The following is a 12,904-nucleotide window of genomic DNA, read 5'->3' as shown; positions in this document are numbered from 1 at the left end:
ATGTTGAGCCAGATCCTCTACGCGCTGCCGTTCCTCGCCCAAGGCTTCGCCGTGACCTTATGGGTATCGCTGCTGGTCGTGGTGCTGTCGCTCATCGCCGGCGTCCTGTTGGGCGTCGGCCTGGTCTATGGACCCGCGCCGCTGCGCTGGGCGGTGCGGATCTTCTCGGACACCATTCGCGGCATTCCGATCCTGGTGCTGATGTTCTTCGTCTATTACGGCCTGCCGGCGATCGGGCTGCATCTGCCGTCGTTCTGGGCCGCGGTGTCGGCGCTGACCCTGTTCAAGACGGCGCAGGTCATCGAGTATCTCAGGGGCGCAGTCGGCTCGATCCCGAAGGGACAGTCCGAAGCCGCGATGGCGATCGGACTGACCTTTGGCCAACGGCTCACCTACGTCATCTTTCCGCAGGCCTTCAGGCGCTTCCTGCCGCCCTGGATCAATGGCGTCACCGACGCGGTCAAGGGCAGCGCGCTGGTGTCGCTGCTCGGCATCACCGATTTGATGCAGGCCATCAATCAGGTCATCGGCCGCACCTATGAGGCGATGCCGCTCTACATATTGGGCGCGCTCATCTATTTCGCGGTCAACTACGCGCTCTCGCTCGCCAGCCGGCGTCTCGAGCGGCGTTTCTCCTTCATCCGGGAATAGTACGATGTCCGAAGCCTCGAACGCCAGTCCCGCATTGCTCGACGTACGCGATGTCTCCAAGGCCTTCGGCGCCGTCGAGGTGTTGCGCTCAGTCAGCCTTCAGGTGAAGCGCGGCGAGGTGGTGACCGTCATCGGCCCTTCCGGCAGCGGCAAGACCACGCTGCTGCGCTGCGTCAACTTCCTTGAGAGCTACGACAGCGGCTCGATCCGCATCGACGGCAAGGAGGTCGGCTATCTCTCAGCCGCAACGCGCCAGCGCCGCAGCGAACGCGATTTGGCCAGCATGCGCGCCGAGACCGGCATGGTGTTCCAGAGCTTCAACCTGTTCCCTCACCTGACGGCGGCCGGCAACATCATGCTGGGCTTGACCAAGGTGCGGGGTAAGAACGAGGCCGAGGCACGCTCGATTGCCGAGCACTGGCTCGGCCGGGTTGGCCTTGCCCACAAGGCCGACAGCCTGCCGGCCGAACTCTCCGGCGGCCAGCAGCAGCGCGTCGGCATCGCCCGCGCCGTGGCCATGGAACCGAAGATCCTGCTGCTCGACGAAATCACCTCCGCCCTCGACCCCGAACTGGTCGGCGAGGTGCTGGCCGTCGTGCGCAGCCTGGCCGAGGACGGCATGACCATGCTGATGGTAACCCACGAAATGGCCTTCGCCCGCGACGCCTCGAGCCGCATCGTCTTCATGGCCGATGGCGGCGTCAGCGCCGTCGGGCCGCCGAAGGAGATCCTCGCGGCGGAGACCACCAACGAACGCCTCCGCACCTTCCTGGCGCGCTTCCGCGCCTCGCATTTCTGACATCAGGCGGCCAAAGCTGCCCCAAGGAGCTTTCATCAATGACGCCTTATATCAGGCTCGCCGAACTCGGCCTGACACTGCCCGAGCCGCCGACGCCCATCGCCAACTTCGTCACCCATGCCGAGAGCGGCCGGCTGATCTTCCTCTCCGGCCAGGGGCCGCTGCGCGCCGACGGCACGCTTTGCACCGGCAAGGTGGGGGAGGATGTGACGGTCGATCAGGCCTATGAGCATGCCCGCCTCACCGGGCTCAATCTGCTTGCCGTCATGCATGCGGCAGCCGGCGATCTCGGCCGCATCGTGCGCGTCGTCAAGCTGCTCGGCTTCGTCAACGCGACGCCGACCTTCAGCGATCATCCAAGGGTGGTCAATGGCTGCTCGGACCTGTTCGCCGATGTCTTCGACAAGATCGGCGGCCATGCCCGTTCGGCGATCGGCGTCGGCTCGCTGCCTGGAAATATCACTGTCGAAATCGAAGCGGTCGTCGAGATCGCCGCCTGACCTGCCACCAACGGGATTTGCTCACATGAAAACCACGTCCTCCGCCGGCTCCAACACCACCATTCGCGAACGTCTGGGCTTGCGGCCGATCATCAACGTCTCCGGCACCATGACGGCGCTCGGCGCCTCGATCATCGTTCCCGAGGCGATCAGCGCCATGGCCGAAATGGCGTCGCAATGGGTGGAGATGGACGATCTGCAACGCGCCGCGAGCACGGTCGTCGCGCGCCTCACCGGCGGCGAGGCCGGATTCATCACCGCCTGCTGCGCCAGCGGCATCACCATGGCGATCGCCGGTGCGATGACGGGGACCAACCTGCTCGCCATCGAGCGCCTGCCCGATGATACCGAAGGGCTGAAGTCGGAAGTCGTCATCCAGCTCGGCCACATCGTCAATTACGGCGCGCCGATCGACCAGTCGATCCGTGTCGCCGGCGCCAAGGTCATCCCGGCAGGGACCGTCAGCGTCACCCAGGACTATCATGTGCGCGATGCGATCAACGAGCGCACGGCGGCGGGCCTCTATGTCGTCGCCCACCACACCGTGCAGTATGGCATGCTGTCGCTGGAGGAATTCTGCGAGATCTGCCACGCCAAGCGCGTGCCGGTGATCGTCGATGCCGCGTCCGAATACGATCTGCACGGCTTCCTCGCACGTGGCGCCGATGTCGTCATCTACAGCGGCCATAAATTCCTGAGCGGGCCGACCAGCGGCATCGTCACCGGCCGCAAGGATCTGATACGGGCCGCCTATCTGCAGAACCGCGGCGTCGCGCGCGCCATGAAGGTCGGCAAGGAAAGCATCGCCGGCACCATGGCGGCGCTCGAAGCTTGGGAGAAGCGTGACCATGCCGGCATCCGCCGGCGCGAGGCGGCAGCACTGAACCTGTGGAAGGATGCGCTGCAGGGACTGCCCGGCATCGCCGCCATCATCATTCCCGACCCCACCGCCAATCCGCTCGACCGCCTGCAGATCTTCGTATCGCCGGAAAGCCGCTTCACCGCCGCCGGCCTCACCTCGGCGCTTGCCGCGGGCTCGCCGCCGATCATCGTGCGCAACCACGAAATCGAACGCGGCCATTTCTTCCTCGACCCTTGCAATCTTCATCCCGGCGAGGCGGAAATCGTCGCCGACCAGCTGCGCGCAATATTGACCGCGAAGGACCGCCCGACCGACGCGATGAAGGTCGCCCGCAAGGATTCGTCCGGCGTCCTGCGCTGGCCGGATTGATCGCCAAACCGAACCAACAATGCCTAAAGCACCGCTGATCACGGGACTGTGAACTGCCGGATTTGCCCACGCGGGAATAAATCGTCTCCTCGATAAGTCTCTTCGACATACGCCACTTCCGGCGTTGAGGAGATCGGCATGCATCATCATTGCAAGCACAGCGGACAGGGCTGCGGCGTCAGCCGCCGTCCTGCGCTGGCGAGCATGATGGTCGTCAGGCTCTCCCTTGTGGTGCTTGACACTGGTGATGCAGATGAATTCACTTTCAGCACGGCAGGCGACCTTGTCCGTTTCCGGGGGCTTTGCTCCTGCAAGCAAGGCAAAATCGCTGTCGCATCTTGAGGCGGCGCGCCCAGTCCGTCCCGGAGTATCGGATCATGGTGCTGCTTTGAGCGAGAGGGCCCTGGCAGAACGCTTCAACGAAGTGGTGCTGCCGCATCTCGGCGATGCGCTGGCGCTGGCCCGCTGGCTGACCGGCAATGCCGCCGACGCCGAGGATGTCGTGCAGGACGCCTGCATCAAAGCGCATGCCGGCATATCGGGCTATGCCGGCGGCAATGCCCGTGCCTGGCTGCTGACCATCGTGCGCAACACCTCCTACACCTGGATCGCGCGCAACCGGCCGCGCGGCATGATGGCTGTCGGCGATCTCGGCGATCTCGACGACATGGCGGCGGCCCATGGCACCAGCCTGCCCGACGAGGACGGGCCGGAGGCGAGCCTGATCGCCAGGGCCGATACGGCGGCACTGGAAGCTGCGATCGCAGCCCTGCCCCAGCCGTTTCGCGAGACACTGGTGCTGCGCGACATAAACGGCCTCAGCTATCGTGAAATAGCCGCCATGCTCGACGTGCCGATGGGCACGGTGATGTCCAGGCTTGCCCGCGCCCGCGGCCTGCTGGCGTCGGAACTGGGGAGAACGCCATGACCAGCCATGACGACGGACTGCCCAATGATCCCGAAGGTATCAGACTGATGATTCACGCCCTTATAGATGGCGAACTCGATGCCGCGGCCGCCCTTGCCGTGGAGCGCCGCATCGCCGCCGACCCCCGGCTTGCCGCCGAACATGCCCGCATTGTCGCCTTGCGGGGCGCGGTCAGCCGCTTGCCCCGCCCCGAAGTCAGCGACGCGTTTCTGGCCCGCATCGCGGCAATCGACATGGCGGATACCGAACGGCAAGACGATGCCGAGGCGACCGAGCCGCAGCGCGGCACGTCGTGGGCGCTGCCGGGATTGATCGCGGGCGCCGGCGCAGGCCAGAGACGCGAAGCCGGGACGCGTCCTTCGCAGGCGCGCACATCGCCAAGGGCGCGCCGCTTCGGCTCGTTCGACTGGCGCGCCATGGCGGCGTCGATCATGATCAGCGCGGTGCTGGCCAGCGGCGCGACGCAATGGGTGATGTTCAACGGCGCGGAGGACGGCTTTGCCGCGGCCGTCGCCAGCGGCCATCGCCGCAGCCTGCTCGCCGCGAGTCCGATCGACATCGTTTCCTCCGACCGCCATACGGTCAAGCCGTGGCTCGACGCCCGCATCGGTGTCTCGCCGCCGGCGCCCGACCTTGCCCAGGACGGCTTCGCGCTGATCGGCGGCCGGGTCGAGGTGATATCAGGCCGGCCGGTACCGGCCCTGGTCTACCGCCATCGCGAGCACCTGATCACGCTGGTCGCCGAACCGCAGCAGGGCGGCAAGGCCACCCAGCCGGACGATCTTTCCTCGGGCGGCTTCTCGATGGTGCACTGGAGCGACGGCGCCTTCTCCTACTGGGCGATCTCCGACATGGAGCGGCCCGAACTCGACGACTTCGTCGCGCGCTTCCGCAAGGCGGCGGTATGAGCCGGGTGCGGCCGTCGGCATCTCGCCGATAGCCGCATATCCTTGCGGCCCCGCGCGAATTCCGCTAAGGCGCGCCTTTGTCGCCGGGGAGCAGAAGCTTGAACGATCAACGCGCCGACGTCGCCATCATCATGGGCAGCCAATCCGACTGGGCGACGATGCGCCAGGCAGCCGAAACGCTGGAGGCGCTTGGCGTTCCCCATAAACGGCTGATCATTTCGGCGCACCGCACGCCTGACCGGCTCTACGAATTCGCCAAGGGCGCCAAGGCGGCCGGCTACAAGGTGATCATCGCCGGCGCCGGGGGTGCGGCGCATCTGCCCGGCATGACGGCGGCTATGACGCCATTGCCGGTGTTCGGCGTGCCGGTGGAATCGAAAGCGTTGTCGGGCCAGGATTCTCTGCTCTCCATCGTCCAGATGCCGGCCGGCATTCCGGTCGGGACACTGGCGATCGGCAAGGCCGGCGCGGCCAACGCCGCCCTCCTGGCCGCCGCCGTATTGGCGCTCAACGACGACAAGCTTGCCCAGAGGCTCGATGCCTGGCGCGCCTCGCAGACCGCCAAGGTCGCGGCAGAACCGACGGACGCGCCGTGAGCCTGCCCGCCGGATCGACGATCGGCATCATTGGCGGCGGCCAGTTGGGCCGCATGCTTGCAATGGCCGCTGCCCGCCTCGGCTACCGCACCGCCGTATTGGAGCCGCAGCCGGATTGCCCGGCCGCCCAGGTCGCCAACCGGCAGATTACGGCCCCCTATGACGATCCGGCCGCGCTTGCCGAACTGGCGGCCGCCAGTGCCATCGTCACCTATGAGTTCGAGAATGTGCCGGTGGCCGCTGCAATCGCGCTTGCCGCCAAGGTGGCGGTCTATCCGCCAGCGCGTGCGCTTGACGTGGCGCAGGACCGGGTGAGCGAAAAGACATTCCTCAACAGCATCGGCATTGCCACCGCCGATTTCCGACCGGTCGACACGGACGACGAATTGACGGCGGCGCTGAAGGCATTCGGCGGCAGCGGCATCCTGAAGACGCGGCGCATGGGCTATGACGGCAAGGGCCAGCGCGTCTTCCGTAACATGGAAGCCGGCGGTTTCGCCGGCACCTGCGAGGCAATGGGCAATGTGCCGCTGATCCTGGAGAGCTTCGTGCCGTTCGAGCGCGAGATTTCCGTCATCGCCGCGCGCGGGATCGATGGGGCGGTCGCCGCCTATGATCCGGCCGAAAATGTGCACCGCGACGGCATTCTGCACACATCGACCTTGCCGGCCAGCATCAAACCCGAAACGGCGGTAGCCGCGCGGGTGGCCGCGTCGAAGATATTGTCCGCGCTCGACTATGTCGGCGTCATCGGTGTCGAGTTCTTCGTGCTGGCCGATGGTTCGCTGCTGGCCAACGAGATCGCGCCCCGCGTCCACAATTCAGGCCATTGGACCGAAGCCGCCTGCATCGTTTCGCAGTTCGAGCAACACATCCGCGCCATTGCCGGCCTGCCGCTGGGCAGCCCCAACCGCCATTCCGATTGCGTGATGGAGAACCTGATCGGCGACGACGTGCTGCGTGTTCCAGCCCTGCTCGCCGAGCCCGACCTGATGCTGCACCTCTACGGCAAGGCGGAAGCCCGGCCTGGCCGCAAGATGGGCCACTTCACCCGCATCAGCTCACGTCCTTAGTTCGCGGGACACGAGCCTATTGCACCTCGTCGCTGCCCTCGCCGGGGCCGGCGCAGCTTGCATCGCCGTCCTCGCAATTGGCAGAGGCGGCGAGCTGCTTGATGCGATCATTGGTCAGCCTGGTCAGGCACTGCGAAACTTCCATCGCGTGGATGGAGCCACCCGCGCTGGCCGCGGTGTTATGCGCGCATTCGGCATCGCGGAAGCTTATCCAGGCGCGCTGCGCCACCTGAAGCAATCGCTTGCCATCCGCATCATCGGAGCCGATCAGCGCCTGATAGGCTGCGTTGAGCCTGGCGTCGGCGGCCTGATAATCCTCGCCCGCACAGATGTTCATCATTTGCTGGCTGTCGTCGGAACGGTCGCATTCCTGAGCGCGGGCAGCCGCGCTTGCCGCCAGGACGGCGAGACCGGCGGACAGGAAAATTCGACGCATCTTTGTCCCCAAATCACTTGCTTGTCGCGGCATCATCCCAGCCCGCCCAAGGTCGCGCAATGCCACGGGGCCGACATGGCGGATATTTGATGATATCAGGACGCGGAGCACGCTTGCCGTTGACTTACGGTTGACATGGGCAAGGCTCCTCGTTTATGAGCCACCCACCGTTCAAAAGGCGCGTCTTCTGGCGCGCCTTATAATTTCGACCCGGAACCGGGTCCACACCGACAGGCAAGACCATGAAGATCAAGAATTCGCTCAAGGCGCTGAAGGCGCGTCACCGCGACAACCAGCTGGTTCGCCGCAAGGGCCGCATCTACATCATCAACAAGACCGCCCCGCGCTACAAGGCGCGCCAGGGTTGAGTTTTCGGCAGGAGGCTTTTTGCCTCCGCCCATTGATGCTTGTCGGCGAGCCGACCTTCCCACGCTGAATTTACTTTGATGTTCCGCCGCCCGGGACTAGAGTCGGGCGATGCGGATTCTTTTTGCATTTTTGATCGCTTTCCCTTTTTCCGGTGCCGTTACCATAGCGGCCAGGGCAGCGAACGATCAGGCGGCCCAGCCGCCGGCCCCGGACACTCCGGGGCCGCCGATGACGAAACAGGCCCGGCTCGACAGGCTGTTCTCCGACCTGAAGCGCGAGCGCAACGAAAAGGCCGCCGAGCGCATTGCCGGCAACATCTGGAACGAATGGTTCCAGTCCGGCAGCGCCTCGATCGACCTTATGATGCAGTGGTCGCAAAAGGCGATGAACGATCAGAAGTTCGACGTCGCGCTCGATTTCCTGGACCAGGTCGTGACCTTGCAGCCAAGCTACGCCGAAGGCTGGAACCGCCGCGCCACCGTGCATTTCATGATGAAGAACTACGGCAAGTCGATGGCCGATATCGACCGCACGCTGCAGCTCGAGCCACGCCATTTCGGCGCGCTGTCGGGCCTGGCCCAGATCATGGCGGAGACCGGTCACAAGCAATCGGCGCTCGAGGCCTGGCAGAAGGTGCTGGCCATCTATCCCATGATGCGCAGCGCCCAGAACCAGGTCGCGACCCTGTCGGAAGAGCTTGCCGGCGAGGGAATTTGATAGACTAGGCAATAGGCATTGGGCGCTTGAGCTTCCCTATTGCCGCCCTACAACTTATCAGCCTCCCTTCCCGTATATCCCCCATGAACCTGATCTACGCCGCGCTCGCCTTCCTTTTCGCACTCGTCCTTGCCCTTGTCGGCGTCACCCGCGTCGGCTCGTGGCTGATCGAGCGCCGCGGTCCGCCGGTCGGCGCATTCGTCGACATTGGCGCCGCCCGCATCCACTATGTCCACGTTCCCGCGCCAGCTGGTGCGGATCTGCCACCGATCGTCTTCATTCACGGCGCCAGCGCCAATTTGAAAGACCAGATGCTGCCGCTCAGGCCGCTGCTCGAAGGCCGTGCCGAAATGCTGTTTTTCGACCGGCCGGGAGCCGGCTGGTCGGGACGCGGCCCCGGCAACAATGAAAATCCGTCGGCGCAGGCCAACACCATCGCCGCGCTGATGGACCGTCTCGGCATCAAGCGGGCCATCATTGTCGGCCATTCCTTCGGCGGCGTGGTGACGGCGGCTTTCGGCCGCGAGCATGCCGACAAGACGCTCGGCCTCGTCTTCCTGGCGCCGGCGAGCCATCCCTGGCCGGGCGGCGCGACGTCCTGGTACTACGACCTGACCACCATTCCGGTGATCGGCCGGCTGTTCTCCGAGACGCTGAGCTATCCTGCGGGAACGCTGCAGATGGCGGAGGCCACGACCTGCGTCTTCTCGCCCAACAAAGTGCCGGACAATTATCTCGCCTCAGCCGCGATCCCGCTGGTGCTGCGGCCGTCGGCCTTCCGCGCCAATGCCACCGACGTCGCCGGGCTCTATCGGTATGCGCTTGGCGCGGCACCGCATTACAAAGAGATCACGGCGCCGACCGTGGTCATCTCCGGCGATCGCGACAAGGTGGTCTATGCCCACATTCACTCCGTCGGCCTCGTGCGCGACATATCAGGCGCCGAGCTGGTCTGGGTGCAAAATCTTGGTCACAAGCCGGACTGGATCGCCCCCGACCTCGTCGTCGGCGCCATCGAGAAGGTTGCCGGCAAGGCTATAGACCTGGAAGCAATCGCCAGGACGGTGGAAGCCCGGATTTCCGACGATGCCTATGGCGTGGGCAAATGCGCCGACATCAAGGAGCCACAGGCCGAGCTCGCCCCGACCTGACAATCCCAAGCCATCGCAAGACGCTATTGGGATCAGAGCGGCATGTATGTCCTGAAACACGGCATAAAGAAAAATGCCGAAAGGCGATGGGCACTGCCGGATCGCGTCTTCTTCGGTCACGGCGCGTGCGTCATTCTCGCCGGCACCTTTCTCAAGCATCCACCTCTGGGGGATTTTACGGCGAACGTATCATTCCCGGCGAGGGCTTTTCCGGCAACCATATCTATGTGACGAACGGCGTGATCGCTTTCGACTACCACGGCTATTCCAGCTGCAGCCTGCTCCTGGAGCACCACGCAAAGGCATGGTCATCCCGCCATCCCGGCTGGCTTTGCGCAATCACCAGGGTCGATTTCGATCTGCTCGACAATGCCGAACTCAATCGGCGAAAGATGCTGGGGCCGGATCAATATTTGCACGACCCCATCTCGCGCGCCGAACGGTTTCTTCGGCGCAGGAGCCACGCCGAAGCCGCGGCGAAAGCGCTCGCCATCGCGATGCGCTGAAGCCGCCGTCAAGGCGCGTCATTCCTGAGCTTGCCTACCGTCCGGCTGTTTCCGATCCGACATAGGCGATGCGCAGCATGTTGGTCGATCCTGGCGTCCTGAGCGGCACGCCGGCGGTGATGATGACGCGGTCGCCCGGCTTGCCGAATTCCTCTTCCAGCGCAATGCGGCAGGCGCGGTTGACCATGTCGTCGAGATCGGTGGCGTCTGGCGAGACCACGCAATGCGTGCCCCACAAAAGTGACAGGCGCCGCGCCGTATTGAGGATCGGCGACAGCGCGATGATCGGCACTTGCGGGCGCTCGCGCGCGGCGCGCAGGCCGGTGGTGCCTGACGCCGTGTAGGTGATGATCGCCGATAGTTTCAGCGTTTCGGCGATTTCGCGGGCGGCCAGCGAAATAGCATCGGCGCCGGTCGCTTCCGGCTCGGAGCGCTGTGCGTTGATGATGCCGGCATAGGTCGGGTCGGTTTCGACCTTGGCGGCAATGCGGTTCATCATGGCAACCGCTTCGACCGGATAAGCGCCCGCCGCCGATTCCGCCGACAGCATGATGGCGTCGGCGCCTTCGAAGACGGCGATCGAAACGTCGGAGACCTCGGCGCGGGTCGGCACCGGGGCGGTGATCATCGATTCCAGCATCTGCGTGGCGACCACCACCGGCTTGCCGGCACGGCGCGCGGCGCGCGTAATCTGCTTCTGGATGCCGGGCACCGCTTCCAGCGGCATCTCGACACCGAGATCGCCGCGGGCGACCATCAGCGCATCCGACAGTTCGATGATCTCGGCCAGACGGGCGACCGCCTGCGGCTTTTCGATCTTGGCCATGATCAGCGCCCGGCCGCGCGCGATCTTGCGCGCTTCGGCCAGATCCTCCGGCCGCTGCACGAAGGACAGCGCGACCCAGTCGACGCCCGTCGCCAGCACCGCGTCGAGGTCCTTGCGGTCCTTCTCGGTCAGCGCGCCGACCGGCAGGTCGGTGTCGGGCAGGCTGACGCCCTTCTTGTCGGAAATCGTGGTGCCGGCAATGACGGTGCACACGATCGACTTGCCGTCGCTCTTCACCGCCTTCAGCTCGAGCTTGCCGTCGTCGATCAGGAGGCGATGGCCAGCCTCGACCGAGCTCAGGATTTCGGGATGCGGCAGGTAGACCCTGGTCGAGCTGCCGGGCTCTGGATTGTCGTCGAGCGTGAAGGTCTGGCCCAGCGTCAGCACTTCCTTGCCGTTGGCGAACTTGCCGACACGCAGCTTCGGACCTTGCAGGTCGGCCAGGATGCCGATCGGCCGGCCGACTTTTTCCTCGACGGACCGGATGCGTGCGACCAGCGTGCGCATCAGCTCATGATCGGTATGGCTCATATTGATGCGGAAGACATCCGCACCGGCTTCGAACAGCTTCTGCAGCATCCCCTCGGACGAGGAGGCCGGACCGATGGTGGCTAGGATCTTGACCTTGCGGCTACGTCTCATTGACTGTTCGTTCCCGGGGCGGCTGGGGCGCCTCCCGTTGCGGGCTCATCGGTGAGCTGGACCATCCAGCTTGCCTGCTCGCCCGTGTCATATTCCTGGAATCCGGCGCGCTGGAAGCCCCGGGCGACGCAGTCGCTTACGCCGGCGATCTTGAACTCTTTTTCAGCCACGCACATGTTGATCGGGCCGTCCCAGCGTCCACCGCGCTCGGCGTCTTCTGCATAAAGATAGTAAAACCTTGATGACAGCGGCCCTTCGATCAACGTCTTGCAGCTCGATCCTTCGATGTGCCACCAGCCCTCGGTGATCCAGCCGGCCTTGGCACGATAGCCGATGCCGACACCGACCAGGTTCTGCGTGGCGTTGCAGACGCGGAAATCGGCGTGAGCCGGCGAGGCCATGACCATTGCCGACACGCCAACGGTCAGGATCAGGAGCGGCATCGCAAAGCCGGAGCGCATGCGCTGCCTGCCGGCGGAACCCATTCCAAAACCCCTCAAGAACCACATCAGCATCTCTCTGCGCCCCTTTTCGGAAAAGTCCGGGCGCATGTCAACGCGCCGTTTTGTCCAATTCCAATCGATTTAGGAAGGCTCCCGGCGCACGATCCGTCGCCCCTTGCCAGATTTCCCGGGAAACCTTGGCCAAACAACGGCATTGCGCACGCGTCGTCTTCGTGGAATGACGATAGCATCCTCCCCGAAAGCCAGCGAACGACCATTCTCCGCCAATGACCCGATCCACAGTTTTCGCGCCCTTCGACATCGTCGAGGGCGACCGCAAGCGAGGCATCGTGCTGCTGGCCGATCATGCCCGCCGCGACCTGCCCGAGGAGTATGGCAGCCTGGGGCTGCCGTCGGCCGAATTCGACCGTCATATCGCCTATGACATCGGCGTCGAAGCGGTGACGCGCGAACTGGCCGCCTTGCTTGGCGTGCCGGCACTTATCGCCAATTTCTCGCGGCTCTTGATCGATCCCAATCGCGGTGAGGACGACCCGACGCTCATTCGCCAGCTTTATGACGGCACTGTCGTGCCGGGAAACTATCCGATGGCGCCGGAAGAACGCGAGAGGCGTCTCGACCGCTTCTACCGGCCCTACCACGACGCCGTCGGCGCCATGATCGCTTCGGTCGTTCAGGCCTCCGGGCAGGCGCCCTTCATCTTTTCGGTGCATTCCTTCACGCCGGTCATGCAGGGCATCAAACGCCCTTGGCATGTCGGCATCCTCTGGGACAAGGACGACCGGGTGGCGCGGCCGCTGATCGACATGCTGGCCGAGGACAAAAACCTCATCGTTGGCGACAACGAACCATATGACGGCGCTCTGCGCGGCGACACCATGTTCAAGCATGCCATCGTCAATGGCTATGCCCACGCGCTGATCGAAATCCGCCAGGACCTGATAGCCGACCAGAAGGGCATTCTCGCCTGGGCCGAACGGCTCGCGCCGATCGTTGACGCGATCGACCGCCGTGCCGATATACATGCGGTAAAGATGTTCGGCTCGCGCACCGGGCCGCTGTAGAGACTGTTTCGAAATTCGCTCTGGCGAGTCATATGATGGTGGT

Annotated in this window: 16 protein-coding genes and 1 pseudogene; 14 read left to right on the top strand and 3 right to left on the bottom strand. The window is 64.7% G+C overall.

Annotated elements, in window-relative coordinates:
• The 9 genes from EJ077_RS03210 to EJ077_RS03170 all read left to right on the top strand — a co-directional run bounded on the left by EJ077_RS03210 (position 1) and on the right by EJ077_RS03170 (position 6,686).
• Entirely contained in the window at positions 1-651 is a 651-nt protein-coding gene (locus EJ077_RS03210; RefSeq protein WP_208699572.1) for an amino acid ABC transporter permease, read from the top strand.
• A 4-nt stretch (positions 652-655) separates the two neighbouring features.
• Positions 656-1,450 (top strand): amino acid ABC transporter ATP-binding protein, encoded by a 795-nt coding sequence (locus EJ077_RS03205; protein ID WP_208699570.1) that lies wholly within the window; start codon positions 656-658, stop codon positions 1,448-1,450.
• A 38-nt stretch (positions 1,451-1,488) separates the two neighbouring features.
• Entirely contained in the window at positions 1,489-1,950 is a 462-nt protein-coding gene (locus tag EJ077_RS03200; protein WP_208699568.1) for a RidA family protein, read from the top strand.
• Positions 1,951-1,975: 25 nt separating this feature from the next.
• Positions 1,976-3,181, top strand: a complete 1,206-nt coding sequence (locus tag EJ077_RS03195; protein WP_208699566.1) for an aminotransferase class V-fold PLP-dependent enzyme — start codon at positions 1,976-1,978, stop codon at positions 3,179-3,181.
• A gap of 138 nt (positions 3,182-3,319) precedes the next feature.
• Entirely contained in the window at positions 3,320-3,523 is a 204-nt protein-coding gene (locus EJ077_RS03190) for a hypothetical protein (RefSeq protein WP_208699564.1), read from the top strand.
• A 46-nt stretch (positions 3,524-3,569) separates the two neighbouring features.
• On the top strand, positions 3,570-4,109 hold the full coding sequence (locus tag EJ077_RS03185) for a sigma-70 family RNA polymerase sigma factor (protein ID WP_208699562.1): 540 nt from the start codon (positions 3,570-3,572) through the stop codon (positions 4,107-4,109).
• A complete protein-coding gene (locus tag EJ077_RS03180; RefSeq protein ID WP_208699560.1) occupies positions 4,106-5,017 on the top strand; it encodes an anti-sigma factor family protein in 912 nt (303 codons plus the stop codon). Before EJ077_RS03185 ends, EJ077_RS03180 begins: the two co-directional genes overlap by 4 nt.
• Before the next feature lie 98 nt (positions 5,018-5,115).
• On the top strand, positions 5,116-5,613 hold the full coding sequence (gene purE, locus EJ077_RS03175) for a 5-(carboxyamino)imidazole ribonucleotide mutase (protein WP_208699558.1): 498 nt from the start codon (positions 5,116-5,118) through the stop codon (positions 5,611-5,613).
• A complete protein-coding gene (locus EJ077_RS03170; protein ID WP_208699556.1) occupies positions 5,610-6,686 on the top strand; it encodes a 5-(carboxyamino)imidazole ribonucleotide synthase in 1,077 nt (358 codons plus the stop codon). Before purE ends, EJ077_RS03170 begins: the two co-directional genes overlap by 4 nt.
• Before the next feature lie 16 nt (positions 6,687-6,702).
• Here the strand turns inward: EJ077_RS03170 and EJ077_RS03165 are convergent, their stop codons facing one another.
• On the bottom strand, positions 6,703-7,122 hold the full coding sequence (locus EJ077_RS03165; protein WP_208699554.1) for a lysozyme inhibitor LprI family protein: 420 nt from the start codon (positions 7,120-7,122) through the stop codon (positions 6,703-6,705).
• 242 nt (positions 7,123-7,364) lie between these two features.
• Here EJ077_RS03165 and ykgO point away from each other — a divergent pair, with 242 nt between their 5' ends.
• The 4 genes and pseudogenes from ykgO (at position 7,365) to EJ077_RS03145 (ending at position 9,865) form a co-directional block, all read left to right on the top strand.
• Positions 7,365-7,490 (top strand): type B 50S ribosomal protein L36, encoded by a 126-nt coding sequence (gene ykgO / locus EJ077_RS03160; RefSeq protein ID WP_006203764.1) that lies wholly within the window; start codon positions 7,365-7,367, stop codon positions 7,488-7,490.
• A gap of 109 nt (positions 7,491-7,599) precedes the next feature.
• The gene (locus EJ077_RS03155; RefSeq protein ID WP_208699552.1) at positions 7,600-8,208 is read left to right on the top strand and encodes a tetratricopeptide repeat protein; all 609 of its coding nucleotides are present in this window, start codon (positions 7,600-7,602) and stop codon (positions 8,206-8,208) included.
• An 83-nt stretch (positions 8,209-8,291) separates the two neighbouring features.
• A complete protein-coding gene (locus EJ077_RS03150; protein ID WP_208699550.1) occupies positions 8,292-9,359 on the top strand; it encodes an alpha/beta fold hydrolase in 1,068 nt (355 codons plus the stop codon).
• A gap of 42 nt (positions 9,360-9,401) precedes the next feature.
• A pseudogene (locus EJ077_RS03145) lies at positions 9,402-9,865 on the top strand (hypothetical protein).
• Between the two features lie 34 nt (positions 9,866-9,899).
• Here EJ077_RS03145 and pyk read toward each other — a convergent pair.
• Positions 9,900-11,333 carry a pyruvate kinase gene (gene pyk, locus EJ077_RS03140; RefSeq protein ID WP_208699548.1) on the bottom strand — a complete coding sequence of 478 codons (1,434 nt, stop codon included), beginning with the start codon at positions 11,331-11,333 and terminating at the stop codon, positions 9,900-9,902.
• Positions 11,330-11,776, bottom strand: coding sequence for a DUF1036 domain-containing protein (locus EJ077_RS03135; protein ID WP_245458765.1), 447 nt, complete (start codon positions 11,774-11,776; stop codon positions 11,330-11,332). The genes pyk and EJ077_RS03135 overlap by 4 nt, the downstream gene beginning before the upstream one ends.
• Positions 11,777-12,063: 287 nt before the next feature.
• Here EJ077_RS03135 and EJ077_RS03130 point away from each other — a divergent pair, with 287 nt between their 5' ends.
• Positions 12,064-12,861 (top strand): N-formylglutamate amidohydrolase, encoded by a 798-nt coding sequence (locus EJ077_RS03130; RefSeq protein ID WP_208699545.1) that lies wholly within the window; start codon positions 12,064-12,066, stop codon positions 12,859-12,861.
• Positions 12,862-12,904: the final 43 nt, after the last annotated feature.

The organism is Mesorhizobium sp. M8A.F.Ca.ET.057.01.1.1 (assembly GCF_003952565.1).
GTDB lineage: Bacteria > Pseudomonadota > Alphaproteobacteria > Rhizobiales > Rhizobiaceae > Mesorhizobium.
Note: the sequence above shows the minus strand (reverse complement) of the source record. Positions and strands in the feature narration are given on the sequence as shown.

What these genes read in the sequence shown, in the direction of transcription:
- EJ077_RS03210 (WP_208699572.1), top strand. Translation starts at nt 1, where the DNA reads ATGTTGAGCCAGATCCTCTACGCGCTGCCGTTCCTCGCCCAAGGCTTC.
- EJ077_RS03190 (WP_208699564.1), top strand. Translation starts at nt 3,320, where the DNA reads ATGCATCATCATTGCAAGCACAGCGGACAGGGCTGCGGCGTCAGCCGC.
- EJ077_RS03180 (WP_208699560.1), top strand. Translation starts at nt 4,106, where the DNA reads ATGACCAGCCATGACGACGGACTGCCCAATGATCCCGAAGGTATCAGA.
- EJ077_RS03195 (WP_208699566.1), top strand. Translation starts at nt 1,976, where the DNA reads ATGAAAACCACGTCCTCCGCCGGCTCCAACACCACCATTCGCGAACGT.
- ykgO (WP_006203764.1), top strand. Translation starts at nt 7,365, where the DNA reads ATGAAGATCAAGAATTCGCTCAAGGCGCTGAAGGCGCGTCACCGCGAC.
- EJ077_RS03130 (WP_208699545.1), top strand. Translation starts at nt 12,064, where the DNA reads ATGACCCGATCCACAGTTTTCGCGCCCTTCGACATCGTCGAGGGCGAC.
- pyk (WP_208699548.1), bottom strand. Translation starts at nt 11,333, where the DNA reads ATGAGACGTAGCCGCAAGGTCAAGATCCTAGCCACCATCGGTCCGGCC.
- EJ077_RS03200 (WP_208699568.1), top strand. Translation starts at nt 1,489, where the DNA reads ATGACGCCTTATATCAGGCTCGCCGAACTCGGCCTGACACTGCCCGAG.
- EJ077_RS03135 (WP_245458765.1), bottom strand. Translation starts at nt 11,776, where the DNA reads ATGCCGCTCCTGATCCTGACCGTTGGCGTGTCGGCAATGGTCATGGCC.
- EJ077_RS03155 (WP_208699552.1), top strand. Translation starts at nt 7,600, where the DNA reads ATGCGGATTCTTTTTGCATTTTTGATCGCTTTCCCTTTTTCCGGTGCC.
- EJ077_RS03165 (WP_208699554.1), bottom strand. Translation starts at nt 7,122, where the DNA reads ATGCGTCGAATTTTCCTGTCCGCCGGTCTCGCCGTCCTGGCGGCAAGC.
- EJ077_RS03150 (WP_208699550.1), top strand. Translation starts at nt 8,292, where the DNA reads ATGAACCTGATCTACGCCGCGCTCGCCTTCCTTTTCGCACTCGTCCTT.
- EJ077_RS03205 (WP_208699570.1), top strand. Translation starts at nt 656, where the DNA reads ATGTCCGAAGCCTCGAACGCCAGTCCCGCATTGCTCGACGTACGCGAT.